Below are 26928 nucleotides of genomic sequence, written 5' to 3'. Positions count from 1 at the left end.
CATATCGGCACGTTCATTACCCATAGGATATAATTCCAAAGAATTCGCCGGGTGCCGGAACGATCGGGGAAGGTGGTTCCGGGCGCCCGCGGGGCAATGCCGTGGACGTGGATGATGGGTAAACGGGAAAATGTTCTGTTTTTTTCGGTATCGCTGATCATCGGGCTTCTGGTGCTGGCAGTTCCGGTACAGGCTGCGGATATCACGATTGTACCAAATGATCCGGTCCAGGGATCGATCCGCGGGGCAATTATCAATGCGAGCTCCGGGGACAGGATCATCCTCGGAGCGGGGACTTATAACGAGCATGATATCCTCATCGACAAGGACATCACCGTCCGCTCCCGGAGCGGCAGTGCCGCGGATACGATTATCGATGCAATGCGTGCCGGCAGGATCTTCGTCAACAGTGCGGGATACGCACTCACCATTGACAGCCTGACCCTGCAGAACGCGACGATGATGAATGTCGATTTTGGTGGTGCGGTTTTTAATGACAATGGCGGTACCCTGACGATCACGTCCTCCCGGTTCTTCAACTGCTCTGCAAATGTCGGAGGCGCGATCTTCAATAATCATGGAGGTACCGTCACGATCACCGGCTCTGCCTTCACCGACTGTTCATCATGGTTTGGCGGTGCGATTACAAATTATTGGGAGAGTCCCGGCACTGTTACCATCACATCCTCTGAATTCCTCCGGTGCACGGTGTCGCCCGATCCATTTGACTATGAGGCAGAAGGAGGTGCGATCGGTAACATGGGTACCCTCGTGGTCACGTCCTCCACGTTCACCGACTGCTCAGCGCAGGCTGCCACATACCTGTCCGCGGGCGGCGCGATCTATAACTATCAGGGAACGGCGACCATCACCTCATCGGTGTTCACCAACTGCCATTCCGGGGCAGCAACCTATCATTACTGGGGAGGCGCGATCCAGAATGTGGGGGGCACGCTCACGGTCACATCATCGGAATTCAACGGCTGCTCTGCACCCGGCGGCGGTGCGATCCATGTCACGGGCGGGTCCGCTGCCATTGCCGGCTCCACGTTCACCGGCTGCTCGGCTGAAGAAGGCGGTGCGATTTACAGCGAGGCCCCCCTGACCATCACCGGCTCCACGTTCTCCGGCTGCACAGCAACCGGTCGTGGCGGCGCGATCCGTACTACCAGTACCCTCTCCATCACCAACTCCATCATCTCCGGCTGCTCGGCGGACACGGGCGGCGCGATCCTGTCCAATGGCGGCACGGTGGATGTCATCAGCTCCACCATCTCCGGCTGCACGGCAGCAGACAGCGGCGGCGCGATCGGGAGCAATGGCGCCGCTATCTCGATCACATCCTCCACCATCTCCGGCTGCACGGCAACCGACAGTGGCGGCGCGATCGATGCAACCGGTGGTACGATACTCATCACGGGCTCTGACTTCACGGGTTGTTCGACCGGCATGGATGGCGGTGCGATCGCGATCGACACCACGTGCGCCGTGACAGCCGCCGACACAACCTTTACCGGCTGCTTGGCAACCGTCGGGAATGGCGGCGCGATCTTCAACGGCGGGGGTACAGCAACGGTTACCCGCTCCACCTTCACCGGCTGTTCGGCGGGCAATGTTGGCGGTGCGATCTACAACACGTGGGGCGGAACCGCCGCCGTCCATTACTCACACATCTACCAGAATACTGCTGCCGGCGCGCCCGGGTTCTACTGCAGCGGCTCATCGGTGTTTTCTGCAGAGAACAACTGGTGGGGCACCAATGCAGGCCCGGCTGCGTTCATCAGCGGCCCGGTCGCTGCCGACCCGTGGCTTGTGCTCGGCATCACCGCTGACCCGGCATCCATCGATACGGCAGGGACCTCCGCGATCCGGACGAACCTGACGTTCAATTCAGATGACCTTCCCCCGGGGGGTGGATATGTCCCGGATGCTATCTCGAACACGTATGCCATGATCTCCGGCTCCGGTTCGGTCTCGCCCCTGACCGACTGGACGGTGAACGGCGTTGCAGAAACGACCTTTACACCGGTCTATGGCGAGACAGTCAACATCTCCGGCACGGTCGACGGCCAGACGGTGTACATTGACCTGCCGGTTGCGCAGGGTGCACCAGCGATCACAGGAATCACCCCGAATACGGGTGTCAACTCCACGGGCATCGCCATCACGAACCTGGCCGGGTCATCGTTCACCATTCATGGCACAACCGTGGTCCGCCTGATGCGGGCCGGGCATACCAATATCACGGCAACCGGCGTCACGATTGTCAGCCCGTCGCAGATAAACTGCACACTGCCGATCGCCGGTGCAGAGGCCGGGGCATGGGATGTTGTCGTGATCAACCCGGACGAGCGGGAAGCGGTGCTCCCCGGGGCGTTTACGGTCACGCCTGCAGCCCCGGTTATTTCCGGTATCACTCCGAATACCGGCCTGAACGTCTCGGCCATCGCCATTACAAATCTTGCAGGCTCGGGATTCCTAAGCGGGCCTGCGGTCCGGCTGGTGCGGGCCGGGCATACCAACATCACGGCAATCGGCGTCACGGTCGTCAGCCCGTTGCAGATAACCTGCATACTGCCGATCACCGGCGCAGAGGCCGGGGCATGGGATGTTGTCATGATCAACATGGACGGGCAGGAGGCTGTGCTCCCCGGGGGATTTACCGTGACCGTACCGGTTCCAGTTCCAACCCCGCTCCCGACCTATTCCCAGCAGGACACCGGTGAAACGCTTGGCGACTTCCCCAATTCCCCCACAAACCCGCTCATGACCGTGACCGTGAACATCGGCGGCGACTCGAAGGCCTGGCAGGCGGTGGTCACCGGCACGAACCTCCGGGACCTGATCGTGACCGGCACGGAGCAGTACGGGCCCTTCGGCAGCTGCAACCCGCCGGCCGGCAGCGTCTTCCAGTACCTCGGCCTCGAGCCGGCCCGGTACGGGACGATCACGAATACTGTGATAAACTTCACCGTCCCGCAGGCGTGGCTGGACGCAAATAATATCGCACCCGGCAACATCGTGCTGTACCACATGACACAGGACTGCTGGCAGGCACTGCCGACAACGTTCCTGGAGGCGAAGGACGGGACGGTATATTACTCGGCGCAGTCGAACGGGTTCTCGTCGTTCGCGATCGCGGGAACACCAGGGGAAATGACACCGGCCATTGCCGTCACAACATCGCAACCGGGTATCGCTGAGGCGGCACAGCCTCCCGCACCGGCAGCAGTCGCGAAGGTGCCGGTGACAACGCAGACCACCACCCCGCCGGCCCCGGCACAGGCACCGGCCAAATCCTCCCCGTTCCCGCTCGTACCGGTGGTTGCCGTTATCGGCTGCATCGGACTCATCGGCGGCGGCTGGTACGTCCGCCGCTCGTGGATCCGCCGGCAGAACCCGGCCCTGTTCGAAGAAAGCTGACGCAGTCTTCTCGTCATCCTGACCTGATGATCAGGCAGACCCCGGGGAATTCTGACGGATTCCTCTCATCCTCCGGGTTTTGTGAAACCAACACAGACTGCTGACGTAGTTTTCCCTTCTCCCGGCCTGACAGCTTTCACGATTCCGGGAGGATGGCTGACGTGACCTGGTGACCGGGCACGAATTATTACGTAGAGCCGGCACCATCCCTCATTCAATGCCGGATATACCGGACAGAACAATAATTCCTCCATAGAGGCACCGACGGTAGATTTAGAAACGAATAAGAAGGCAGGGAAATCATGTTTATCGTTTATCATTTATCATACGGGCGTGCGCAGTGCAGCTGCATGTCCGGTACAATGATTCTCATATCCTGTGGGTGCATGATGGTTGCAGTACGGAAGAGTCTGGTTTTTGCAGTGTTGTTGATCGCGGTGCTTGCGCTGGCAGCGCCGGTATCGGCATATTCCCACTCGGTGCCGGGATCCTTCAACCTGACGGAGGCACTGGCCCCGGGACCAGCTCCATCCCCCTCGCCGCACGTCATGGACGCCTCCACCCGGGCGATGTTCGATGCCATGGCGGTCAATGATACGAGCGCCTTTGCGCCATCCTCCATGGTTATGGAAAGTGTCCATCCCGGTGAGTCGCTCCAGGCTGCGATCGATGCTGCACCCGCCGGCAGTGTCCTGTACCTTGACCCGGGAATCTATTATGAGCATGATCTTATCATCAATAAACAACTCATCATCATGGCCAACGCGACTCTCGGTGGCACCCGGGCAAACACCATCATTGATGCCCGCATGGAGGGCAGGATCTTCAATGTAACCGGTGCAGGCATGTTCTATTTCGATAACCTGACCCTGCGGAACGGGTATGTCAGCGATGACGGCGGAGCAATCTTCGCAAAGAACGCCTTAACCGGCATCATTTCCTCAACCATCACCAACTGCTCGGCTGCGGGGAATGGTGGGGCAATCTGGTCCGGGGGTATGACGACCGTCATCGGGTGGTCAACAGTTTCCCGCTGCACTGCGGTGAATGGTTCCGGCGGGGCGGTCTATTCTGATGACAACATCTTCGGTGCAGTCTACACGACTTTTACCGATTGTTCTGCACCGGACGATTGGGGTGGCGCGATCGAGGCCGGCGGCCAGCTCATAGTCTGGTACTCGACATTCACCCGCTGTTCCGCCATCGACGGCGGGGCGCTTGATTTTTACGATGAGGGCGCCCAGATACTCGCATCCACCTTCACGGACTGTACGGCATCGGGATATGGCGGTGCAGTCTGGGCTGACGGCGGCCCGGTCTACATCGTTGGATCCTCCTTCACCCGCTGCTCGGCGGATTCAATCGGAGGTGCCATTGCGCTCGGCGAGGAACTCGTTATCGACAGCACATCCTTCACCGGCTGCTCGGCCGGCATGGCCGGTGGTGCGATTGCAACAGGTGGCGACATCATCACCACCGGGAGTACCTTCCAGGGCTGCTCGGCCGACCTTTTTGGCGGGGCGCTCTATATCGGATCCTTAACCGGGGATATTATCAACTCAACGTTCAGCGGCTGTACAACATCCGGGAACGGTGGTGCGATCGCATCACTGGGCAGCGATCTCACGATGCTCTCCTCCTCCATCACCGGCTGCTCGGCTGCACAGGGCGGTGCGATCTGGAACTATTACACCACGGCCGACATTCACTTCTGCCGGATATACGGGAACACCGCGAGTATTGCCGGCCCGGCCATCTATACCTCAGGTGCGATCGATGCAACCCACACCTGGTGGGGCACCAACAGCGATCCCGGGGCGATGATGAACGGCCCGGTAGCATATGATCCGTGGCTCGTGCTCGGCATCACTGCAACCCCTCAGGCAATCACGCTCCCCCAGACCGCGTACATCCGGACAAACCTGACATATGACTCGAATGGCGTCGACACGATCCCGGGCGATATCTTCGTACCAAACGGCATCCCGAACGCGTACGCGGTAATCTCCGGTACTGGTATCGTTGCACCTGCAACGGCCGGTACGGCCGGCGGCGCTGCACAGGGAACCTATATCACCACGGTTGCCGGCGCCCCGACCATCAGCGGGACGGTCGACGGACAGACGGTGTACATCACCCTGAATGTTGCGCAGGGAGACTGGACGCCGGCACCCATCCAGGTTCCCAATGACGACGACTGGCCACAGGTCAGCAGCGGGGTATCAGGAGGAGGTGGCGGGGGCGGAACGGCAGCAACCGGATCCACCGGATACCCCGTCATGACCGTGACCGTGAACATCGGCGGCGACTCGAAGGCCGGGCAGGCGACCGTGACCGGGACGAACCTCCGGGATCTTATCGTCACCGGTACCGTGCAGCACGGTCAGTCCGGCAGCTGCACCCCACCGGTCGGCACCGTCTTCCAGTACCTCGGCCTTGAGCCGGCCCGGTACGGCACGATCACAAACGCCGTGATCCACTTCACGGTACCGCAGGCATGGCTGGATGAGAATCACATCGATCCAAAGAGCATCGTGCTGCACCATATGACCCCGGACTGCTGGCAGCCGCTCCCGACAACGCTGCTCACCACGAAGGATGGCACGGTGTACTACTCGGCGCAGTCGTCCGGGTTCTCATCGTTCGCAATTGCCGGGACAACGGCTGTTGTGACACCGGAGGTTACGGCCACGCAGGATATCGTCAGCACGCCGTTCACGGAGCAGGTGACAACCCCGCCCGTTACCACGCAGGAGCCGGTAACAACGCAGACCACCGCACCGGCGGCTCCCGCACAGGTGCCGGCCAAATCCTCCCCGTTTCCCCTCGTGCCGGTGATTGCGGTTATCTGCTGCGCCGGGATCATCGGCGGCGGCTGGTACGCCCGGCGCTGGTGGATCCGCCGGCAGAACCCGGCACTGTTCGAAGAGTGCTGATGCACTCTTCTCACCCTCATGGTCTGATGACCTTTCGGTTTCGAAGATGTCTGACGAAATCTTCTCGTGGTTCGGGTCAGATAACCCTCGTTAAGGCAGCATTCTCATCCTTCAGGTTTCGCAGCCTTCAGGATTTTGCCGGGTACCATTAATCGGGCGTGGCTCTCCCAATCATTTCACACCAGTATGACTTCCTGACAAACGTGCAGGCCCGCGGGTTCTCCGATCCCTCCGGACCGGCGGACAATCCGATATTTTTTTTATGTGCGGGAATGAATAAGACAACGATGAGGCATTTTCTCACAGTCCTTGTTACCCTGGCAGTTCTCATGACCGCAGGATGCGTTGAAGAACCCGCTCCCGCAGCAACCGTGACCGCAACACCGGTGACCACTGCACCGGCCGCTGCGCCCGATACTCCGGCGTCAACACCGACACCTGCCCCGGAAGCGGTTGCATTTATCTCCGGTATCCAGTGTGCTGTCGGCGACCGTTCGGAGGCAGCGTACCACTGTAACGGGATCGTCCGCATCCCGAAAGGGGCATACGAGGATGTCCAGGTCATTGCCATGTATGATGACAATAACACCTTCCGGTCCGGCTCGGTCCCGCTCGGAGGCAATGAACCTGTCATGAAACCGTTTGTCATATTCCCGGATATCAAATACCAGGGCAAGACCCCATCCTACTTCGTCAGGCTGGACGGCATGTTCTGCCCGGTCGTCTCCGGCGCTGCCATGTCAAATATGCCGGTCCCCGATGCCGTGAAGAACCACTGAGTGTGCGGCAGCATACGGCAAGCCCGCGCCCGGGGGGATCCCGCCTTTTTTCGGATATGCCACTTACAGAAGAGACCGCCAAACGAAAACGGTTCCGGGACTGATGGGTAAAAAATAAAAAAAATGCACGGCAGGGAGACCGGGCGATGCGGGCCTCACGTGCTGCTATAGATTCGGCATTCGCCACCGGTGCAGACTGCACCGTCAGGACAGGTGTAGCCGCACAGGCCGCAGTGTGCGGCATCGGTCTGCAGGTCAACGCACTGCTTTCCGCAGGCCCGGAGTGACGGCGGGCAGTCCGGCCGGGTGAGGATGCCGGAGAAGAACACGATGAAGGAGTCGACCAAACCCTCCTCCTTCCGGATCGCCGGTACCCTCCGGGGGGCACTCCCGGATGCGACAATGGTACTGCCGGTGTGCAGGGATACGGCCGGGGTGCCGGATTGCGTTATCCGCTTGTCCGCAGGGAGCGTTTCCACAGCCGGGGCCACCAATGTCCCGGCGGCCTGTTTCCAGGTTCCGTTGCAGCAGTACTCCGGCACGGATTGGTTGCCTGCTGCCGCATACCCGCAGATCATGGTGCCGTTCCACCAGGTCCCCTCAAGGAATACCTGTTCCGCACGGGCAAGGGTCATGCAATCCTGGCCTTCAGGACAGGTGCCGGGGTTTTCACCATCCGGAGCGGCTGCCGGCAGGATGGATTCCGGGACAGGCTGCAGGGTCCGGAGTATCCCGGCCGGTGCAGCTGACGCATCGGCAGCAGCAAGAACCGGTACAGACAGGATGAGGGCAGCAAGCATGAAGGGACAGATATACTTCATTGCACAAGATACCGCGGGAAAAGACGATTAATCTTACGGCCGGGTCCTGCCTGCTCCTTCACCTGCGCCGCGTGAGGACGGCCAGGATTGCAAGGGCGGCAGCGCCCGGCGCAAGGAAGGGATCGGCCGACGATTTTTTCGCACCGGGAGTATCCGTCGGCCAGGGTGTCGGGATGACGATCGATACGGGAGTGTATATCGTGCCGGTTACCTGCAGGGCCGTTTGGGTCACCTCCGTTGTCGTGCCCGCCGGCACCCCGGTTGCTGGGACCGAGGAGGTCTTTACCGTTGCCGCGGTCGTTGCCGTGGTTTTGGCTGTGGTCGCTGGTGTCGTCGCTGACGTGGCAGTTGGAACGGTGGTGGTCGTGACCGCGGAGCGGGGGGTGAGTGGTGCGAGGAAACCGACACGTCTCCCCTCATAGATCGTGACTTTGGACTCGTACTCGGCGTACCCTTCCTTCCATGCAACAACGTTGAAGGTACCGTCTTTATCGGTATAATATACGAACGGGGTTGTGCCGATCCGTTCCCCGTCAAGGGAGATCGCCGCGCCGGGGGGGTTTGAGTCGAACAGGACGCTGTTCTTCCCCTGCGGGGTCGGTGCCGTGGTCGTGGTGGTGGTTACCGGGGGGATGGTGAACGTGATGACAGGATCCGGCTGGCCGGATGCCTGATACACGGAGAAGGAAGCGTAGGAGACCGCCCAGACTTCCTGCCCCTCCCAGAGGGCGCTCAGCGAAACATCGTACGGGCCTGCCACCTTGTTCCGGAGATCGAACGCGGCAGTTACGGAGTCGGAGTCCTTCCGGAGAATGGTGCCGGAGAACGCGGGCTGGCCGGTGCTGCCGGTCCGGGCTGCACACTTGTTCAGCCGGATCACCGTTGTTGTATCGAGACCCGTGCCGGTGACCGTGATGGTGACAACACCGTTGTTGGGGCCGGATATGGGGGTGACCCCCGTAATGGACGGGCCGATCGCAGCGGGTACGTGCGGTACCAGGACGAGAAGGAGAATAAGGAGGGCGGGGATTGCCAGGCGTTTCACAGCGATGATCTCTTGGGATGTGATTAAACAGGTTTCTGCACGCGGGGGAAAAACCTTCTGTCCGGGGAGGTCCGGAGGATCCGGCGCCCTGCAATCCCCCCCACAGCCTGCCCGCTCACGCCCCGCGCACGAGCTGCTGCGCCCGGATCAGCCGTTTCCGCTCCGTTGCCCGGAGCACCTCGTCAAAGACCGCAGGGAGCCGGGCATCCAGCACCTTCACACCCTCTTCGGTGATGCCACCCTTTGTCGCCACCCGCCGGATGACCTCGTCAAACCCGGTCCCGTTCTCCTCGAGGAGCCGGGCTGTCCCGGCAAGGGTTTTCCGGACCAGGAACTCCGCAACAGCGGGCTCCACCGCGCCTGTCCGCACCGCTGCGGCGGCATACTCCCGCATCATGGCGGCAATGAACGCCGGGGCGCAGCTCGTCAGGTCAGCGTAGAGGTCGAGGTTCTCCTCCTCCGTCTCCACGGCAGTCCCGATGGCATTGAAGAGCGAGAGGACGAGCGCCCGGTCCTCCGGTGTCGCGCCGCGGCCGAAGGCGACAAGTGATACCCCGGCTTCCTGCTCCGAGGTCACGGCCGGAATGACCCGGGCCACCCGTGCGTGGAGGCCGGCTGAGCGTGCGAGTTCGGCAAGGGTGATGCTGCCCGCGATGGAGACCACCAGCACACCGGGCTGCAGATAACCCCAGACCTCGTCGAGGACTCTCTTCACGTCGGCCGGTTTCACGCAGAGGAAGAGGACGTCTGCCTCCTGAGCAACCGCGGTGTTGGATGGAGCGGCGGTGATGCCGGTCTTTTCTGCCAGTGCCCGGGCGGAGTTGCCGCTCTTCGAGCCTGCCGTGATGTCCCGGGGAGCGATCATACCGGTGCTGATGAACTTCCGGATGAGCATGCTCCCCATCGATCCTGTACCGATGAAACCATAGCGTGTCATTTTTATGCCTGTGAATGCGGAGGTGATCCGTGCGGTCCTGCGGGGGCAGGCCGTGACGGGTTCATGATGCGGTACGGCCGGGACAGCCCGGAACGCCCGAAAAAAAACGTGCCGGGGAACCCGGCAAAAATGGTAAGAAAATTTACTTCTTGCCGCCCTTTGCCGGGGCAGCTCCCTTCTTCTCATCCTTGGCCGGGGCAGCTCCCTTCGCGGGTGCTGCTCCCTTCTTGTCGTCGGCCTTGGCCGGGGCGGCTGCTTCCTTGCCGCCCTTGGCTCCCTTGGCCGGTGCGGCTGCTGCCGCTGCCGGCTCGGCTGCTGCCTCTTCGGTCACGACCGGTGCTGCAACAACCTTCTCGCCCACGAGCTTCGGTGCCGCAACGATCCTGCCGCTGACCTTGATGGTGGAGACCTTCAGGTGCGAGGGGCTCGGGAGCTTGTGGCCGGAGTGGCGGAGGGCATCCTTGATCTTCTCGAGGTACTGGTGCTGGGAGAAGACCGTCATGATCTTCTGGCCCGGGTCGACCCGCGCGGCCGTGCCGACGGCCTTGCCGAACGCGAGGCGCATGCCTTCACTGACACGGTCGGCGCCGGCGCCGGTTGCCTGCTTGTTCTCGCGCAGGACGTGGTGGGGAAAGACGCGGACCTTGAAGTGGAAGTTGGAACGGCCAACGTCTTTCAACAGCCGCCGGTTGGCGGTGATGCGTGCTGCTTCGAGGGAGCTGTGCCGGATCTGGCATGCTTCCTCGATCACGAGGTCAACCTGGAGGGGGAACTCCTGCGAGAGGTTGCCCATCTCGTACTGTACAATCTTGTTGCCGGGAACACCGCCCATGTACTCGCGCCGGGTATAGGCCTTCTTGGAGATGTTCCTGTACATCTTTGCCGGTTTTCTTACCATGTCCTGCTCCTGTGATTGGATGTGAGTGATAAAAAGCGGGCAGGAATTCCGGGTATTTCACCAAAAATCATGCCGGTACGCTTCCTCTTGACTGCTTTAATAAAATGGAGATGTGGCGTATTAAACCTTACTGGATTGAGCACTTCTGGCTTATAAGGTCAAGGACCTCGCGCCGGACCTCAGCGAACTTCGGGCCCGTGCGGTCGCGGGGCCGTGGGAGGTCTACCGGGAATATCCGGCAGACCCTGCCCGGGCGGGGCGTCATGACCACGATCCGGTCAGCGAGGAAGACCGCCTCATCGACGCTGTGGGTGATGAAGATGACGGTCTTTTTCGTCTTCTCCCAGATCTCCAGGAGCTCGGTCTGGAGCATGTTCCGCGTCTGGGCATCGAGCGCCCCGAACGGCTCGTCCATGAGGAGCACGGACGGGTCGAGTGCCAGCGCCCGGGCAACGGCCACCCGCTGGCGCATCCCGCCCGAGAGCTGCGACGGGTAACTGTCGCGGAACTGCGCGAGGTTGACAAGCTGCAGGTACTCCTCCGCCACGCGGTACCGCTCCTCCTTCTTCATTCCCTGCATCTCGAGGCCGAAGGCGATATTGTCGATCACGGTCCGCCACGGGAAGAGCGAGTACTCCTGGAATACCATTCCGACTTTGTCGCTCGTGCCGTGCATCTCCTTACCATCCAGCAGGATGGCGCCCGACTCTGCGGTGTCGAGACCGGCGATCATGCGCAGGAGGGTTGTCTTGCCGCAGCCGGAGGAGCCGAGGATGCAGACAAACTCTTTGTCCGCAACCTCAAGACTGATGTTCTCGAGCACCACGAGCCGGGAGCCGTCGTCGCGGGCAAAGGACTGGGAAAGGTTCCGTATCTCAAGACCGCCCATCACGCAACCTCCCCGGTCCGCCACTTCAGGAACCGGCCCTCGATGTAGTACCGGAAGATCATGTCGATCACAAGGCCGATGAGGCCCAGGAGAAGCATGAAGACGACCACGGAGTCCATCTGGTGGATGTCGTAGAAGAACCAGAGGTCTTTTCCCAGGCCGTTGTTGGAGACGCCGAAGAGTTCGGCCGCAACAAGGCACATCCAGCCCACGCCGGTCGCGATCCGGACGCCGGAGATGACGGACGGGAGGGCCGCCGGGAACGCAATGTGCCGGATCTGGGACCAGGTGCCGGTGCAGCCAAGCATCCGCCCTGCCTCGACAAAGATGCGGGGCACCCCGCGGAAGCCGGTGTAGGTGTTGATCAGGATCGGGAAGACCGCGCCCATGAAGATGACGAATCCGGCCGAAACGGGCGTGAAACCGAACCAGATGATGGCAAACGGGATCCAGGCAAGGGGGGGGATCGGGCGGAGGATCTCGATAAGGGGGTTGAAGAATTCATCAGCCCGGCTGTTCCAGCCCATGGCAATCCCGATCGGGATCCCTGCGAGAAGGGCCGCACCGAGACCAATGGCAAAGTGCGTCAGGCTCACCCGGAAATCGATGAGAAGCCGGCCTTCCTGCAGGAGGCTGACAAAGGCATTGAGAACATCCAGGGGGCCGGGCAGCAGGAAGGGGTTTTTGATGATGAAAATGGCATAAATCTGCCAGACTGCCAGCGCAAGGACGATGGCAAGGATGCCCGGCCAGTGTTCGCTCACCCGTTGTGCTTTGCCTGTGATGGTACTCACTTCCCTGGAACGGCTGCTCCTGTACTGATACTGAAGGACGTGCCGGTTCTGATTCTCATTAATAGTACCTGTGCAGGACTAGAAAAAAGGTTGGGAAAATTTCCTCAGCTCGTCTGGTAAAAGGTGAGGTCGAAGATGTCGTCTTTGGAGAGGGACTTCCTGATGTACCCGAGGTTGTACTGCATGGTCGCGTAATCGAGGACCGGGGAGACGATGATGTTCGGGTCGGAGACCCAGCTGCCGTCCCATTCCTCAAGCGAGGACTTCACATCGGTCAGGTTCGCACTGGTCTTCTTTGCATAGATGGATGCGGCCTCGTCAAGGTTCGCCTTGTTGAAGGCAACGGCACGGTCGTTCGTCTTTATGATCTGCCGGACGACCTCCGGGTGCTCGCGGATCAGCTTTCCGCTGACAACGATGACACAGCAGGTGTGGTTGGGGTACATCTCACCCGAGTGGACCACGATCTTTCCCTTGCCCTGGTTGACAACGGTGCTCGGGGAGGGGGTCGGGAGGAAGACGCCGTCGACCTTGCCGGCCGTGATGGCCGTGACCGCGTCACCGGGGGCCATGCCCTTGATGAAGACATCCTTGTCGGGAACCAGGTTGTTCTTCTTGAGCCAGTCTTTCAGGATCGTGTCCTGGATGCTCCCTGCCGGGAACGTGGCGATGGTCGTGCCCTTCAGGCTCTGCGGGCCCTTGTAGTCGAGATCGTTCCGCACGACCAGGTCGGAGCCCTGCGAGTTGGCACCGGCAACGATCTTCGCGTCAAGCCCTGTGGCCAGCGCGGTCAGGACCGGGGCAGCGCCAACGTATGCAACATCGAGTTCGCCGGCCTGCATGGCCGCCATCTCGGGCGGGCCGCTCGGGAAGACCTTGTCAGAAACGTTCATGACGCCAAGCGGGGCAAGGTCCTGCTGCCACCAGCCCTTCTCCATGGCCGTGATCTCGGCCATCTGGTGAGTGCTGGGCTGGTACCCGATCTTCAGCTCCTTGATCGGCGCTGCGGCGGTCGGTACGGCGGTGCCGGCAGGCGTTACCGCGGTCGTGCCGGTCTGCTGCGTACAGCCGGCAATGAGCATAAGGAAGGCCAGGGCAATGCATGCCATGGCCGTGAACTTCATCGCGTTCATGGGCACACTGTTGTATTGTCGCAAATAAAAAAGTGTCTCTATCGGTAAGAAAAAATCTCTTTTTGTAGCAGATTTTTCTAAAAAATATGACAGAAATAGACAAATGGTTGTCCTCTTGTCCACTGGAAGGCAGGAGGCCCGGGCCTTTTTCAGGACAAAAAGAAAAAATTTTTCTAAAATCAGCCTGATTGTATCCATTATATGGTACAGACCGACCCGATTGACCGGCTCATGCGCGCTGCGCTCACGTCTGATGAGGAGTTCGTTGCCGCCCTCGACGAACTGCTCCGCCGTGATCTCCGGATCAGTATCCGGGAATTATCAGAGACCAGCGGAATTGCCCAGAGCTCGCTGTACAAGATCCTGCACGGCAAACGGTCCCCGAATCTCTCGACCCTCCGGGCGATCTTCCGTGCCATGCGGAAATTTTACCGGGCCGGTGAGGGTGAGTTTATCGGGCTCATCGTTGCCCGCCCGGTGCTCGAGACCATCGAGGAGCGGACGGCCGAGGTCGATGCAAAGCGGGTAAAGGTGCGGGAGTACCCGGTCCACACCATGGAGGACGCCATCATCGCGGCCGTCCGGGCCGAGCGCGAGGGAGCGGTTGCCATCGTCTGCGCCCCGATCGTTTCGAGTGTGATCGAGCAGCTCGTTCACATCCCCGTGGCAACCATCATCCCGAAGGAGTCGGTCCAGCGGGCGATCGAACTCGCTGCGCGGAAGGCGTGGCTTTAATCAGCGCGCAGCCAATAATTACACGATACAGAAGGGTGAACAATGCGAACCGATGTTGTCCGGCTGGGACGCCTGTCGGGGAAGCGGAGCGGCGCCATGATGCACTTCCTCTCCTCGATGCAGGCCGACCGCCATATCGCGGACGCGGATATCCTCGTGGATATTGCCCACGTCCTGATGCTCGACAAGCAGAAGATCCTCGACCGGAGCGTCACGAAGAAGCTCCTTCCGGCCCTGCTGCAGATGTATGATGAGGGAGTACCGGAAGAGGCCTTTGACGACCGGTTCGAGGACATCCATGCCGGAATCGAGTCGTTCCTCATCGCCGACGCCGGGCCCGAGATCGGCGGGCGGCTGCATATCGGCCGGTCCCGGAACGACGAGGTCGCAACCTGCATCCGGATCCGGCTCCGCGAGGAGATCCTCAAGCAGATGGCGGCAATCCTGAAGATCCGAACCGTGCTGATCGCACTCGCCGACCGGCACAAGGACAGCGTGATGCCGGGCTTCACCCACCTGCAGCACGCCCAGCCGACAACGCTCGCCCATCACCTGCTCGCGTACGAACAGTCCTTCTCCCGCGATTTCGACCGGCTCAGGGATGCATACACGCGGGTCAACCTCTCCCCGCTCGGCGCTGCCGCGTTCGCCTCCACCGGCTACCCGGTCAACCGTGACTATACGGCCTCGCTGCTCGGATTCGACGGCCTGGTCACCAACACCATGGACGCGGTCGCCACGCGGGATTTCGCGCTCGAAACCCTCGCCGATATCGCGATCCTGATGGCGAACATCAGCCGGCTCTGCGAAGAGCTGATCGTCTGGTCCACATCGTTTGTCCGCTTTGTCTCCCTCGACGACGCCTTCTGCTCGACCTCATCCATCATGCCGCAGAAGAAGAACCCGGACATCGCCGAGATCATGCGGGCCAAGTCCGGTTCGGTCTTCGGGGCGCTCACGGGTGCGCTGGTCACCGTCAAGGGTATCCCCATGAGTTACAACCGCGACCTGCAGGAACTCACGCCGCACGTCTGGCGCGGGATGCACGATGCCAAGGAGAGCCTCCAGCTGCTCGGGGAGATGCTCGCGAGCGCGGAGTTCGACACAGCACGGATGAAGGAGGAGGCGGCAAAGGGCTTCTCCACGGCAACCGAGCTTGCGGACTCGCTTGCGCGCGCCTACGATATCCCGTTCCGGACCGCCCACAACATCGTGGGCCGGGCCGTGCAGAAAGGCGACCTTTCCCTTGCAACCCTCGAGAAGGCGGCAAAGGATCTGGACTGTGGCATCTCGTTCAGGAAACTCGGCCTCACGCAGGCGAAGATCAACAGGGTGCTCGACCCGGAGTACTCCATCAGCCTCCGGAAAGCTCCCGGCGCACCGGCGCCGGTGGCGATCAAGGGAGCCATCCACGACAGGAAGAAGCAGCTTGCTGCCGACACGAACCTTGTCGAGCAGAAACTGACGAAGACGGCAAAGTCCAGGACCGAGCTTATCGCCAAGGCCCGGAGGCTGGTAGCATAACCGCAGTCTTCCGATCCGGCGACCTGGTCCGGTGCACGTACCGGGGAATGGACAAGAAGGGCGTGTACATCACCGAGCGCGACCGCATGGCCGTCATCAAGCTTGACTCCGGGTACAACATCGGCGTCCCTCCCGTCAGCTGCACGCTCATTTCCCGGGCAGCACCCGTCACGCCGCAGCAGCCGCAGATTGTGCAGGATGATAAACTCCCCACCCTTGCCATCGTCTCGACCGGCGGCACCATCGCAAGCCGGATCGATTACCGGACCGGCTCGGTCACGAGCCAGTTCAATGCGGCCGATATCCTCACGGCAATCCCCGAACTGAAGGAGATAGCGAACTACCGCACAATCCCGCTCGCCACTATCCTCTCGGAGAACATGACGCCCCCGATCTGGCAGGAGCTGGCGCGGGCGATCTTCCACGAGATAAAGGGCGGTGCACGGGGCATCATCGTCACGCACGGCACGGACACGATGGCCTACAGCGCTGCCGCGATCAGCTTCATGGTGGATTCGCCGGTGCCGATCGTCTTTGTCGGATCCCAGCGGTCCGCGGACCGGCCATCGAGCGACAACGCGATGAACGCGGTGTGCGCTGCTGCAGCGGCGACAAGCGATCTCGGCGAGGTCGCGGTCGTGATGCACGGGACGACAAACGACGACGCCTGCGCCATCCACCGGGGCACACGGGTGCGCAAGATGCACACCTCCCGCCGCGACGCGTTCCGGAGCCTGGGCACGGAGCCGATCGGCACCGTGGAGTACCCCTCGCGGAAGGTCACCCTCACGCCGGATGCGGTCCGGCGGGGTACGCGGGAACCGGCACTCCACGACGCGCTGGACCCGCACTGCGCCCTGGTACAGTTCTTTCCGGGCATGTCCGCCAATCTCCTGAAGGCATACGACGGCTACCACGGTCTCGTGATCGCGGGGACCGGCCTCGGGCACACCAGCACCACACTCATCCCGGTGCTGAAGCAGCTTGCGGACAACGGGACGCTTATCGTCATGACCTCGCAGTGCATGCACGGCCGGGTCTGCGACCGGGTGTACGACACGGGCCGCGACCTGCTGGACGCTGGCATCATCGAGGGCGGCGACACGCTGCCGGAGGTGGCGCTCGTCAAGCTGATGTGGGTGCTTGCCAATGCGCCGGACCGGAAGACTGCCGTCGGGATGATGCAGGACTGCCTCAAGGGCGAGTGCACGCGGAGGAGCACCCATGGATTATAAGGCGCTCGGCCTCGTTGCCGGCATCGAGATCCACCAGCAGCTGGACACGAAGGAGAAGCTCTTCTGCCACTGCCCGACCGCGCTGCGCGAGACCGCGGAGCACAACGGGGAGTTCTCCCGCTACCTCCGGGCAACGGTCAGCGAGATGGGCGAGATCGACCGGGCGGCAAAGGAGGAGATGAAGAGCAACCGGATGTTCCGGTATTACACGTACGACACCACCTGCCTTGTCGAGAACGACGAGGAGCCGCCGGCGCCGCTCAATGACGAAGCGCTTGCGGTCTGCCTCACGATCGCGAAGATGTTCTCCATGACCCCCGTGCCGCAGGTGCACACGATGCGCAAACTTGTCATCGACGGCTCCAATACGAGCGGGTTCCAGCGCACGGCGCTCGTAGCGTTCAACGGAGCACTCCCGGACGGCGGGCAAATCGAGACGATCTGTCTTGAGGAGGAGGCGGCGCAGCGGGTGAAAGACGAGGTCTTCAGCCTCGACCGCCTCGGGATCCCGCTCGTGGAGATCACCACGGCGCCCTGCATGCACACGCCGGAGGAGGTCGAGCAGGTTGCAGGGTACATCGGCATGGTGCTCCGCTCAACGGGAAAGGTGAAGCGGGGGCTTGGCACGATCCGGCAGGACGTCAACATCTCGATAGCATCCGGTGCCCGGGTGGAGATCAAGGGTGTGCAGGAGCTTGACCTGATCGCTGAGGTGGTCCGGCGCGAAGTACAGCGGCAGCAGAACCTGCTTTCCATCCGTGACGAGCTCGTGAAGCGGGGGGCTTCGGTCGATGCAGCCGGCGGAACCGATGTCACGGCCCTCTTTAAGGACACAAAGTCCGCGGTGCTCAAAAAGGCAAAGAAGATCCATGCCATCGTTCTGAAAGGGTTCGCCGGCCTCGTGGGAAGGGAGATCCAGCCGGAGCGGCGGCTCGGGAGCGAGATGTCGGACTACGCCAAGAAGTGCGGCGTCGGCGGTATCTTCCATACCGACGAACTGCCGGCCTACGGCGTCACGGCTGAAGAGGTGGCACAGCTCCGCAGCCATATGCACGCGGTGGAGCCGGACTGCGTGGTGATCGTCGCGGGTGCCAGCGAGAAGCAGGCAGCCTGCGCCATCGGCCAGGTGATCACCCGGGCAATGATCGCGTGCTCGGACAGACCGGTGCCGGAGGAGACGCGGAAGATGCTCGAGACCGGAAGCACCGCCTACATGCGCCCGCTCCCCGGGGCGGCCCGGATGTATCCCGAGACGGACGTGCTTCCGGTCCTCATTGATGATAACCGGTGGGCGGGCGTGGAGATCCCCGAGCTCCTCACCGCACGCGCCGAGCGGTTCTCCGCGGAGTACGGGATCGAGAAGAACTACGCCCTCCAGCTTGCCTCCTCGGATAAGCTCCCGCTCTTCGAACAGTCCGTGAAGGAAGGCATCAGGCCAAAGCTCGCGGCCTTCACCATCCTTTCCACCACCACGGAGCTCCGTCGCGACGGTGTGGACATAGCGAAGATACCGGAGCAGGCATACCTCGATACCTGGCATGCCGTGCAGGACGGGAAGGCCGCAAAGGAGGCAATCCCCGAGATCTTCCGGAGTATTGCCGGGGGAAGTACCTTTACTGAAGCCCTCGCAAAGCTTGCCCCCTCGGTCTCCCGCGACGAGCTCGAAACGATCGTCCGGAAGATCATCGCAGAGCGGAAGGACTTCGTTGCCCAGAAGGGGATGGGTGCGCTCGGCCCCCTGATGGGCGTTGTCATGAAAGAGGTGCGCGGGTCGGTGGACGGCAGAGTCGTGAGCGAGATCCTCAGAAAGGAGATCGCGGCGGTGAGCGGGGGGAAGTAAACCGGTTGCCTTTTTTTCAGTAAGTGTCGGTTTTTGGGGGAACTCTGATATAAACTGAATGATCGCCCCCCTTGCGCCAGCCCTGCCCCCCCGTCGCGGGGGGCGGGGGCGCATATGATGCCTCTGCATGATCTGCATGGGAGTACTCGTTTTTTTTTCCGGAGTTCATTGAATGTTTTGTGAACCGGTAATGCTGCGCTATCCTAACTGCACCCCGTCCCCCCCCATGGGGGGACTGGTGGCGCAAGAGGGGGGGGCGGCATACCAGCAAAACCATCCGATGATTCACCTTTTTTGTACCTGAACGATCTCTCCTATCAGGCGCGAACCTTTATGAGCGGGGCGGAAGAATTAGATAAGGAGTTCAGATTATGGGCAAGACAGGAACTACAGCCTGGGCACAGGTAAAAGGCGTCAAGGGCCAGATCCGGCTCGTCCCCAAGAAGGAGGGGGAGGCCAAGACACCCGGCCCGAACCAGCGGTTCAAGGCCGGCGCAAACGTCAAGCAGATCGACCAGATGAACGAGGCCATGGCAGGCCGCGGCGGGCGTGGCGGCGGGCGCGGTGGCAGGCGCGGAGGCGACCGCTCGGGTGGATCCGGTATGAACGAGTCAACGGCAAACCCGATGATCCGCAGGCGCATGAAACGCTCGAAGGCTTCCGCGCTCGGTGCAAAGGCAAAGTCCAAATAATTCTGTTCACAGTCGGGATACACCGGGGACCACCGGTTTTTTGCCCCCGCATTTTTCTTTGCAACGGAACATTGTTTTCGGCTTCAATCGTCAGGGAAAACACTCTTTTATCCGCAACAACCATGGTGAGTATGGATCCGAAGGCTGCAGTTATGAATTACCAGTACGGGGAGCGGGCGAAGTCAGGCCTGATCATCCTGTCCCAGCTTGCCATCGCCTTATCCGGGTTCCCGGACCAGGAGAAGGCCGGTGGCAAAAAGATGCTTCTGATGATGATGGAGTCGGTACGGACCGAGCTTGCGTTCGCCCACCGGGGCACCTCCCACCGCGAATTCAACCGGGCAATAAACTCCCTCAGCGAGGCTATCTCCCTTGTCGAGAGCAACCAGCCGGAGCAGGCATCGCAGAAGATCGCACAGGCGGTCAGCGCGGTCACCACCCCGGCTGCAGAAGCATGGCAGGTACTGTCGGAGCATGGACTCGTCTGATTTCTTCGGACTCTGTGCGGGCAGGTCATCGGTGCGCGAGTACGACGACGAGCCGGTAACGGATGATGAGATCGGGTACGTCCTGAAGTGCGCCGGCACAGCCCCCAGCGCGGGGAATCTGGAAGCGTGGGACGTTGTCGTTGTCCGGGACGATGAGACGAAGGAGGCGCTCTCTGAGGCCGCGTTCTCGCAGGAGCATATCCGGCTGGCCCCGGTGGTCCTCGCTGTCTGCGCAAATTATGTCCGGTCCATGTCCCGGTATGGCGAACGCGGGATCCTGTACGGTCTCGAGGATGCCACCATTGCATGCACGTATATGATGCTTGCAGCCCATTCACGCGGCCTCGTGACCTGCTGGACGGGTGCGTTCGATGACGAGGCAGTCCGGGAGGTCCTTGATCTCCCGCAGCACTCCCGCCCGGTCTCTCTGCTTGCCGTTGGAAAGGGTCATGCCCCCGCACAGCACACGGAACGTATGAGCATCGGGGAGCACGTCCACCGCGATACCTGGTGAGGAAGAATGCCGGATTTTATCGTAACCATGGAGGCCGCGTGGCTCGTTCGCGATGTCAAGTCACTTGACGACGCGATCGGGATCGCCATCAGCGAGGCGGGAAAACGGCTGAATCCGGCAGCGAAGTTCGTCGAGGTCGAGGCCGGGTTCCTGAGCTGCCCGTACTGCGAGGAGACGCTCTCGAGCGCCATTGTCGTTGCCGATACTGCGCTTGTCGGTCTCATCCTCGAGATGAAGGTCTTCCGCGGCGAGTCGAAGGAGCATGCCGAGCGGATCGCAAAGTCGGTTGTCGGCAAGGCCCTCCGTGACGTCCCGCTCAAGGTGCTGGACGTGGAGGAAATATGATCCATATCGTCGGGCATACAGCCATCGATCACATCTCGAAGGTCCCCCACCTGCCGAAGGCCAACTGCTCGACCCATATCACGGACCGTCAGATCTACTTCGGCGGCGGCGCCTCCAACATTGCCGCGGGGATCGCGACACTGGGGGAGGAGGTGATACTCCATTCCTGCATCGGTGGCGATTTTGCCGGCAGCGACTATGACCGGTGGATGCAAAAACTCGGGATCTGCCGCGAGTTCTTTGAGGTCCCTGACGCCCATACCCCGACCGCCTTCATGTTCACGGACGACAACGGCGACCAGATGACCTTCTTTGAATGGGGGGCCTCGGCGGCGTTTGCGCGGTCAGAAGCCCCTGCGCTGCCGTTCGTCCACATGGCAACGGCGGACCCGCACTTCAACTGCCGGGTTGCGGAGAAGAGCGAGTTCGTCTCGTTCGACCCGGGGCAGGATGTCTTCTGGTATGATAAGGAGACGCTCGGCACCATCATCGAGAATGCCGACATCCTCTTTGCCAACCAGCACGAGGTCAAGCAGATGTGCCAGACGCTCTCCATCAGCCGTGATGACCTGATAAAAAAGGTGGATATGGCGATCTTCACGATGAGCGGCAACGGCAGCACGCTGTACACCAAAGGAGATGAGCACTTCATCCCGGTTGTACCTGTAACGCTTGCCGACCCGACTGGCGCCGGAGACGCGTACCGTGCAGGGTTCCTGTCGGCATACGTCCGGGGATACCCGCCCCTCACCTGCTGCAGGATCGGTACGGTCACCGCATCGTTCGTTGTTGAGCACGTCGGGTGCCAGACACACCTGCCGGACTGGAAGGCCATGGAGACACGTTACCGGCAGCACTTCGGCACCCTCGAGGCACCACAGAACCGGTGAGCGTCATGAGCTGGGCCGCACTGACATCGGGCGGGAAGGACTCCGTCCTCGCCTGCCAGAAGGCAATCGATGCCGGAATGGACGTGGGGTTCCTCGTCACCGTCAGGCCAAAGAACCCGCACTCGTACATGTTCCACTCTGCCAACCTCGATGCAGTGCCGGTCATCGCGAAGGTTGCCGGGTTGGAGTACGTCGAGATCCGGACCCACGGGAAAAAGGAGGAAGAACTTGCCGATCTCGAAGAAGGCCTCGCAGCGCTCGACATCGAGGGGGTCACCGCCGGCGCCGTTGCGTCGGAATACCAGGCTGAGCGCGTCCGGGCGATCACGGACCGGCTGGGTTTAAGCCTGTACACGCCCCTCTGGCACATGGATACTGAACTGCTGGTGCGGGAGGTCGCGCAGCGCATGGATGCACGGATCGTAGTCACGGCAGCAGACGGGCTTGACGAGAGCTTCCTCGGCGCCCGTTTCGACAATAACCTGATCGCGCGCCTGAAGGCAGTTGCACGCTCCCGCCACATCAATATCGCAGGGGAGGGCGGGGAGTACGAGAGCCTCACGCTCAATGCCCCGTTCTATTCCCGGCCGGTCACCTATACGACCGCGGAGGTACGGTCGGCGGCAGGCCGGCACGAGCTCATCCTCGGGGGGTTCGCCTGATGGCGCACGAGGGCGATGTGAAAATGGGCCAGCTCGCCCGCTTCATCTTCACCGCCCCGTCCTGGAAACGGTCCCTGTTCCTCATCCTCATGCTCGGGTTCTTCATCGATGCGGCGGGGGTGAAGTCCTGGCTGGTGCTCAACCTCTCGGGTCCCGTCTCCTTCTACCTCCCGACAGTCATCAGCAGCACGCTCTTTTTACCGGAGAAGTTCGTCTTCTCGGGGACCCTCATCTTTACGATCCCGGCGCTCTTTGCCCTTGCCCTGACAAAACCGGTCATCGAGATGGGTGGGAAGACGATGACCTGGAACCGGTCTGCCCTCCTTGCCCTGACCTGCACGGTCTTCTCCGTCATCATCACGCTCTGTGCCCTCGCGGCTTCCGTCACGCTCCTCCCGCTCACGTACGCGATCTCGCTCGGGTTCATCTTCGGCCTCCGGCTGCTGGTGCTGGCGGCTATCGCGGACTACCGCGTCCCCCGGATGGTCGCCCCGGCGCTCACCCAGAGTCTCGCCGGGATCATCGTGGGCATGGTCCTCTTTTCGCCGTTTTTCGTCGTGTATGCGCTCGTCCTCCACATCGTCTTCGGACTCGGGTTTGGCATCCTCATCTGGATCATCGAGATCCCCCTCAAGCGGGCGTTCGGGATCCGGGGGCTCGCGTTCATCAACGCGTTCATCGCCCACATGACCGACGGTTCTTCCCACGGGATGGAGAACTTCTTCCGGGAGATTGGTGAGGAGATCTATGTCCCGCAGGTGAGTTTCTTCTTTAAGCGCGAGAGGGGCAAGCAGGTCATCTTCACGGTACCGAATCTGCACCCGGGGCCGATGGGCGAGATCGGAGGGGGAAACCTCCCCAAGATCATCCACGACAACTTCGAAGAGGAGGTGCTCGTTGCCCACGGGTGCGCGACCCACGACTTCAATCTCGTTTCCGAGTCAGAGATCAACAAGGTGATCGATGCAGTCCAGCGCTCGAGGAGTAACCTGGTGTATTCCTCGGGCGCAGGCAGGTCCGGTCGGATAATGGCCGGAACGGTGAAGGTGCTGTACCAGAGATTCGGCGACTCGGTGCTGCTCGTTACCACCCGCTCGCCGTACCGGACCGAGGATGTCGACTTCCCGGTCGGGATGTCGATCATGGCTGAGGGGCACCGCTGGTTCCCGCATGTTGCTGTCGTGGATGCACACAACTGCATGACCGACCTCTCCTCACCGGTGCTCCTTGCAACACAGGCAGCGCGCGAGTACCAGAAAGCTGCAGCCGGGGCAATGGAGGCCTGCCTGACTTCCTCGCTGCAGCCGTTCCGTGCCGGGGTTGCGCACCACACCCTGCCGTACAGCCGGGAGAGCGGCTTTGGCGACCTCGGGGTCCAGGTCCTCGTGATCGAGGCGGACGGGCAGCGGACGGCGTACATTCTCATCGACGGCAACAATATGGCGCTCGGCGCACGCGAGGTCCTGCTTTCGGAGATCCTCAAGATCGTTGACGACGCCGAGATCATGACTACGGACTCGCACGTGGTCAACACCATCACCGGCAAGAACCCGGTGGGGCTGAATGTGCCCGTTACCGAAATCGTGCCGTACGTGCTCCGGGCACTGGATGCTGCGATCGAGAACCTGACACCATCGCAGGCTGCGGCGGGCACAGCTCAGTGCGACCATATCGTGGTCTTTGGCTCGAACCGGATCTCGCAGCTGGCAAGCACCGTCAACGCGATGCTGGTCTTTGTTGCGCCGCTCTCCCTCGCGATGCTCCTCCTGGCATTCCTCCTTTCCATCATTGCCTGGATCGTCATGGCGTCATGAAAACGCCATCAGGCGCCCGGTTCCTGCGATCTGCCACGATTTATCATGCATTTTTGAATCCGGGGCATTTGACCGCAAGATATATTCATGAGGATAACGGTAATCCCTTGTAAGGGAAGGAGGAAGGTACAAAGAACGCAGTATCACGCAGAACTGTCGTACAGCGGTTGAACACCAGAGGAGAAAGGTGATCGAAGTTCATCCAGCCACACTCATAGCGTCCCGCTGGATCGGTGTCGACCTCAACACAACCGGCCATGTGGCGGTTGCCGCCGACATCGTGAGCGGGAAAACCATGAAACTGGGAAAAAATATCCACTATAATCACCGCCAGTCTTCAAAACACTGCACGAAATTATGGAAGGAGGGCAAACTCTGGAAACTCAAGAAAATCAAGTCCCGTGAACGGAAAACGTTCCGGTCGGCACTCAATGCCATCTCCCGGCAGATCGTCTCGTTTGCCGAGTCGCTTGGGTCGGGCATCAAGTTTGAAAAACTCTTCTCGCCACGCTATGCACACCGCGAAAGGGCACGCGGTTCCTTTGAGTTCTCGTTCGACAACGGCTCGTTCTTCTCGCTCCAGCAGCAGGTTGAGAAACGGGCATGGAACCGGGGCATCCCCGTCATCTACGTCAACCCGGCATACACGTCGAAGCGCTGCAGCCGGTGCGGGGGGTTCGGGCGGAGGTCACGGAAGCACTTCGAGTGCCCGCACTGCGGGTATGTCGCCAATGCCGACGTGAACGCAGCGTTCAACATCGCGGCAGCCTCCCTGCGCAGCGCGTCCGGGGAGTACCTTGCATACCGGACGCCTGGCCCGGCAAGGCCCGGGAAAAAGGAGCTGAAACGGCAGATGCGCCTGCTGCATCAGGCTCAGGTTCTGCCGGCACTGCCGGTCCCGGTTGCCGCGGAGATCACCTGCACGGAGAACATGCTTGCCGTGCTGGAGTGATAATTTTTTTCTTTTTTACAACGGAAAAACCGACGGGGTTGAAAAAACGTACTTGTACGTGATAACGCTATCCCCTTCTTCTGCCACCAGCCCCCCACGGGGATGTTGCATTCCAGGGAGCTGAAACAGGAGGAACTCCATCGGGCTTGTCGACGCTGGGGGCGTACGTGGGAGGAACGCGGGTTATTGATTTACGAAAATTGTTTTTCCGTCTCACGTTACAACTACCGACGCATTCGTATCGAACGGGTTTTTACGCATCGCAAGGCTGAAGAGGTAGGGGTAATTACGCTTGAGGTACTGCATGTAATTCAGCCATTCGGTCAACAGGAGGCGATACACCCGGTTCAGATCACCGGAGAGGTGGGCACAGTCGGTTTTGGGAAGGCCGGTGAAGGTTTCCCTCGCCATCATCTCCTCGGTCAGGTGGTAGAGTGCCTGGAGGAGGGGCGTGAAGGTGTCGTGCTCGATAAGCTGGGGATTCTCAAGGATGACGAGAAGATACTGCCGGTGGTCCTTCAGGAAGCGACAGAGATCGTCCATGGGAACATCGCAGCTGTCGAGAGCACAGGTGTGGTTTGTGATCACCGACCGGGCACGGGAGAACTCCGCGTCCGACCAGGTGTCCCTGACGATCAGGACCGATCGGATCTCGTTTATCCCGGGATCGCGGGAACTCAGGATTTTCAGCACGTTCGTGCCGATCTCAGAGAAGAACATCCCGATGATCATGTTCAGCTTCTCGATCCGGATCTTCCGCTCACGTTCGTCGATCATGGCTTCGATCGAGTTCGCTGCGACCCCGACAAAACAACCGACACCGGTTATGATGACGAGCATCACGAGGACCTTCCCTGCCGGCGTGACCGGGTGAATGTCGCCGTACCCGACCGTTGCGATGGTCACTATCAGGAAATAGAAGGCGTCAAGGGGCGCGAGCTGTTCGAAGACCATGAGCCCGATCATGCCCGCGACCAGGACGCAGAAAAGGATACTCAGGTATACCCGCATCCGTAAGGAGAGGGAGAGGTTCATCATTCAGTGATCGTGATCCTGATGAAATATAAACCGTCGGTTTGGCGCACAATAACAGCTGTGCCTATGCCCTCAGTTTGGTTCTTCGGGTACCATGATCGGGACGCAGGACCGGATGTCAATGAGAAGTACCCCCGACCAGATTCGAACTGGTGTCGCCGGATCCAAAGTCCTGCATGATTGACCGCTACACTACGGGGGTCTATGAAGATTTAGTTAACTACACTCGGCAAATTTCCATAATGGGAATTTGTCCTATTCCATTTCGCGCATGAGATATTAAATTCAACATCAGGGCTGAAAATTATGAATTTTCGACAGGGAGCCGGTCCGCGGAGCACGTGCGAGTGCGCCGCAGGTGCACGAAGCGTGCGCAGCGGGGCGGCGATCGACCGTATGCTGTTCGGGACATGCCGGTGACGCTCAGTCATGTTCGTCTCCACGGGCTCGCGCCCGTTCCGCTCACATCACTTCGCTGCTTTTCTTCGGTTGATTGGGCAGACGAAGACGCCCCTGGCTTGTCGCAGGCTCCGGCGCCAGCGGCTGC

The 26928-nt window shown here is 60.9% G+C and carries 23 protein-coding genes and 1 tRNA gene; 15 read left to right on the top strand and 9 right to left on the bottom strand.

The genetic code is table 11. From position 1 onward, the window contains the following. Nucleotides 1–51 precede the first annotated feature (51 nt). The 3 genes from A4E33_RS12255 (at nucleotide 52) to A4E33_RS12245 (ending at nucleotide 7138) form a co-directional block, all read left to right on the top strand. The gene (locus tag A4E33_RS12255; RefSeq protein ID WP_292348499.1) at nucleotides 52–3423 is read left to right on the top strand and encodes a PGF-pre-PGF domain-containing protein; all 3372 of its coding nucleotides are present in this window, start codon (nucleotides 52–54) and stop codon (nucleotides 3421–3423) included. Nucleotides 3424–3773: 350 nt separating this feature from the next. Further along, the gene (locus A4E33_RS12250; protein WP_292348498.1) at nucleotides 3774–6359 is read left to right on the top strand and encodes a PGF-pre-PGF domain-containing protein; all 2586 of its coding nucleotides are present in this window, start codon (nucleotides 3774–3776) and stop codon (nucleotides 6357–6359) included. Nucleotides 6360–6646: 287 nt separating this feature from the next. After that, a complete protein-coding gene (locus tag A4E33_RS12245) occupies nucleotides 6647–7138 on the top strand; it encodes a hypothetical protein (protein ID WP_292348497.1) in 492 nt (163 codons plus the stop codon). A gap of 155 nt (nucleotides 7139–7293) precedes the next feature. Here A4E33_RS12245 and A4E33_RS12240 read toward each other — a convergent pair whose 3' ends face one another. The 7 genes from A4E33_RS12240 to A4E33_RS12210 form a co-directional block, all read right to left on the bottom strand. Beyond that, entirely contained in the window at nucleotides 7294–7959 is a 666-nt protein-coding gene (locus tag A4E33_RS12240) for a hypothetical protein (protein ID WP_292348496.1), read from the bottom strand. Nucleotides 7960–8017: 58 nt separating this feature from the next. Further along, nucleotides 8018–9004, bottom strand: a complete 987-nt coding sequence (locus tag A4E33_RS12235; protein ID WP_292348495.1) for a PEGA domain-containing protein — start codon at nucleotides 9002–9004, stop codon at nucleotides 8018–8020. 115 nt (nucleotides 9005–9119) lie between these two features. Continuing rightward, nucleotides 9120–9941, bottom strand: coding sequence for a pyrroline-5-carboxylate reductase (locus tag A4E33_RS12230; protein WP_292348493.1), 822 nt, complete (start codon nucleotides 9939–9941; stop codon nucleotides 9120–9122). A 142-nt stretch (nucleotides 9942–10083) separates the two neighbouring features. Next, nucleotides 10084–10839 carry a 50S ribosomal protein L16 gene (locus tag A4E33_RS12225; protein ID WP_363054355.1) on the bottom strand — a complete coding sequence of 252 codons (756 nt, stop codon included), beginning with the start codon at nucleotides 10837–10839 and terminating at the stop codon, nucleotides 10084–10086. Nucleotides 10840–10966: 127 nt separating this feature from the next. Then, nucleotides 10967–11728: an ABC transporter ATP-binding protein gene (locus A4E33_RS12220; protein ID WP_292348492.1), complete on the bottom strand. Its 762-nt coding sequence runs from the start codon at nucleotides 11726–11728 to the stop codon at nucleotides 10967–10969. After that, nucleotides 11728–12522: an ABC transporter permease gene (locus tag A4E33_RS12215; protein WP_292348491.1), complete on the bottom strand. Its 795-nt coding sequence runs from the start codon at nucleotides 12520–12522 to the stop codon at nucleotides 11728–11730. Before A4E33_RS12215 ends, A4E33_RS12220 begins: the two co-directional genes overlap by 1 nt. A gap of 104 nt (nucleotides 12523–12626) precedes the next feature. After that, nucleotides 12627–13655 (bottom strand): ABC transporter substrate-binding protein, encoded by a 1029-nt coding sequence (locus A4E33_RS12210; RefSeq protein WP_292348490.1) that lies wholly within the window; start codon nucleotides 13653–13655, stop codon nucleotides 12627–12629. 201 nt (nucleotides 13656–13856) lie between these two features. Here A4E33_RS12210 and A4E33_RS12205 point away from each other — a divergent pair, with 201 nt between their 5' ends. From A4E33_RS12205 to A4E33_RS12150, 12 genes are all read left to right on the top strand, one after another. Then, nucleotides 13857–14390 (top strand): helix-turn-helix domain-containing protein, encoded by a 534-nt coding sequence (locus A4E33_RS12205; protein WP_292348488.1) that lies wholly within the window; start codon nucleotides 13857–13859, stop codon nucleotides 14388–14390. 42 nt (nucleotides 14391–14432) lie between these two features. Continuing rightward, nucleotides 14433–15914, top strand: a complete 1482-nt coding sequence (gene argH / locus A4E33_RS12200; protein ID WP_292348487.1) for an argininosuccinate lyase — start codon at nucleotides 14433–14435, stop codon at nucleotides 15912–15914. Continuing rightward, nucleotides 15911–17149: a Glu-tRNA(Gln) amidotransferase subunit GatD gene (gene gatD / locus A4E33_RS12195; RefSeq protein ID WP_394334371.1), complete on the top strand. Its 1239-nt coding sequence runs from the start codon at nucleotides 15911–15913 to the stop codon at nucleotides 17147–17149. Before argH ends, gatD begins: the two co-directional genes overlap by 4 nt. Continuing rightward, the gene (gatE, locus tag A4E33_RS12190) at nucleotides 17139–18989 is read left to right on the top strand and encodes a Glu-tRNA(Gln) amidotransferase subunit GatE (RefSeq protein WP_292348486.1); all 1851 of its coding nucleotides are present in this window, start codon (nucleotides 17139–17141) and stop codon (nucleotides 18987–18989) included. The genes gatD and gatE overlap by 11 nt, the downstream gene beginning before the upstream one ends. 371 nt (nucleotides 18990–19360) lie before the next feature. Further along, nucleotides 19361–19681, top strand: a complete 321-nt coding sequence (locus tag A4E33_RS12185; RefSeq protein WP_292348484.1) for a DUF5350 domain-containing protein — start codon at nucleotides 19361–19363, stop codon at nucleotides 19679–19681. Between the two features lie 122 nt (nucleotides 19682–19803). Further along, nucleotides 19804–20169, top strand: coding sequence for a hypothetical protein (locus A4E33_RS12180; RefSeq protein ID WP_363054351.1), 366 nt, complete (start codon nucleotides 19804–19806; stop codon nucleotides 20167–20169). Then, nucleotides 20156–20683: a nitroreductase family protein gene (locus A4E33_RS12175; RefSeq protein WP_292348483.1), complete on the top strand. Its 528-nt coding sequence runs from the start codon at nucleotides 20156–20158 to the stop codon at nucleotides 20681–20683. Before A4E33_RS12180 ends, A4E33_RS12175 begins: the two co-directional genes overlap by 14 nt. A gap of 6 nt (nucleotides 20684–20689) precedes the next feature. Then, complete coding sequence (locus A4E33_RS12170) at nucleotides 20690–21028, top strand: DUF555 domain-containing protein (protein ID WP_292348482.1); 339 nt, start codon at nucleotides 20690–20692, stop codon at nucleotides 21026–21028. Beyond that, nucleotides 21025–21918, top strand: coding sequence for a carbohydrate kinase family protein (locus tag A4E33_RS12165; RefSeq protein ID WP_292348480.1), 894 nt, complete (start codon nucleotides 21025–21027; stop codon nucleotides 21916–21918). The genes A4E33_RS12170 and A4E33_RS12165 overlap by 4 nt, the downstream gene beginning before the upstream one ends. Nucleotides 21919–21923: 5 nt before the next feature. Further along, nucleotides 21924–22580 (top strand): diphthine--ammonia ligase, encoded by a 657-nt coding sequence (locus A4E33_RS12160; RefSeq protein ID WP_292348479.1) that lies wholly within the window; start codon nucleotides 21924–21926, stop codon nucleotides 22578–22580. After that, nucleotides 22580–24394, top strand: a complete 1815-nt coding sequence (locus A4E33_RS12155) for a DUF2070 family protein (RefSeq protein WP_292348477.1) — start codon at nucleotides 22580–22582, stop codon at nucleotides 24392–24394. Before A4E33_RS12160 ends, A4E33_RS12155 begins: the two co-directional genes overlap by 1 nt. A 187-nt stretch (nucleotides 24395–24581) precedes the next feature. Further along, nucleotides 24582–25346, top strand: coding sequence for a transposase (locus A4E33_RS12150; protein WP_292348476.1), 765 nt, complete (start codon nucleotides 24582–24584; stop codon nucleotides 25344–25346). Between the two features lie 213 nt (nucleotides 25347–25559). Here A4E33_RS12150 and A4E33_RS12145 read toward each other — a convergent pair whose 3' ends face one another. Further along, a complete protein-coding gene (locus tag A4E33_RS12145; RefSeq protein ID WP_292348475.1) occupies nucleotides 25560–26384 on the bottom strand; it encodes a potassium channel family protein in 825 nt (274 codons plus the stop codon). A gap of 126 nt (nucleotides 26385–26510) precedes the next feature. Continuing rightward, a tRNA-Gln gene (locus A4E33_RS12140) sits at nucleotides 26511–26583 on the bottom strand. Nucleotides 26584–26928 lie beyond the last annotated feature (345 nt).

Source organism: Methanoregula sp. PtaB.Bin085 (genome assembly GCF_002067035.1).
In the GTDB taxonomy this organism is placed as follows: Archaea; Halobacteriota; Methanomicrobia; order Methanomicrobiales; family Methanospirillaceae; genus Methanoregula.
Note: the sequence above shows the minus strand (reverse complement) of the source record. Positions and strands in the feature narration are given on the sequence as shown.

Bases quoted from the DNA above. Each gene is read 5' to 3' on its own strand.
- A4E33_RS12205 (WP_292348488.1), top strand. From the start codon at position 13,857: ATGGTACAGACCGACCCGATTGACCGGCTCATGCGCGCTGCGCTCACG.
- A4E33_RS12185 (WP_292348484.1), top strand. From the start codon at position 19,361: ATGGGCAAGACAGGAACTACAGCCTGGGCACAGGTAAAAGGCGTCAAG.
- A4E33_RS12180 (WP_363054351.1), top strand. From the start codon at position 19,804: ATGGTGAGTATGGATCCGAAGGCTGCAGTTATGAATTACCAGTACGGG.
- A4E33_RS12245 (WP_292348497.1), top strand. From the start codon at position 6,647: ATGAGGCATTTTCTCACAGTCCTTGTTACCCTGGCAGTTCTCATGACC.
- A4E33_RS12240 (WP_292348496.1), bottom strand. From the start codon at position 7,959: ATGAAGTATATCTGTCCCTTCATGCTTGCTGCCCTCATCCTGTCTGTA.
- argH (WP_292348487.1), top strand. From the start codon at position 14,433: ATGCGAACCGATGTTGTCCGGCTGGGACGCCTGTCGGGGAAGCGGAGC.
- A4E33_RS12155 (WP_292348477.1), top strand. From the start codon at position 22,580: ATGGCGCACGAGGGCGATGTGAAAATGGGCCAGCTCGCCCGCTTCATC.
- A4E33_RS12160 (WP_292348479.1), top strand. From the start codon at position 21,924: ATGAGCTGGGCCGCACTGACATCGGGCGGGAAGGACTCCGTCCTCGCC.
- A4E33_RS12145 (WP_292348475.1), bottom strand. From the start codon at position 26,384: ATGATGAACCTCTCCCTCTCCTTACGGATGCGGGTATACCTGAGTATC.
- A4E33_RS12230 (WP_292348493.1), bottom strand. From the start codon at position 9,941: ATGACACGCTATGGTTTCATCGGTACAGGATCGATGGGGAGCATGCTC.
- A4E33_RS12210 (WP_292348490.1), bottom strand. From the start codon at position 13,655: ATGAACGCGATGAAGTTCACGGCCATGGCATGCATTGCCCTGGCCTTC.
- A4E33_RS12170 (WP_292348482.1), top strand. From the start codon at position 20,690: ATGCCGGATTTTATCGTAACCATGGAGGCCGCGTGGCTCGTTCGCGAT.
- A4E33_RS12165 (WP_292348480.1), top strand. From the start codon at position 21,025: ATGATCCATATCGTCGGGCATACAGCCATCGATCACATCTCGAAGGTC.
- A4E33_RS12225 (WP_363054355.1), bottom strand. From the start codon at position 10,839: ATGGTAAGAAAACCGGCAAAGATGTACAGGAACATCTCCAAGAAGGCC.
- A4E33_RS12175 (WP_292348483.1), top strand. From the start codon at position 20,156: ATGGACTCGTCTGATTTCTTCGGACTCTGTGCGGGCAGGTCATCGGTG.
- A4E33_RS12220 (WP_292348492.1), bottom strand. From the start codon at position 11,728: ATGGGCGGTCTTGAGATACGGAACCTTTCCCAGTCCTTTGCCCGCGAC.
- A4E33_RS12250 (WP_292348498.1), top strand. From the start codon at position 3,774: ATGTCCGGTACAATGATTCTCATATCCTGTGGGTGCATGATGGTTGCA.
- gatE (WP_292348486.1), top strand. From the start codon at position 17,139: ATGGATTATAAGGCGCTCGGCCTCGTTGCCGGCATCGAGATCCACCAG.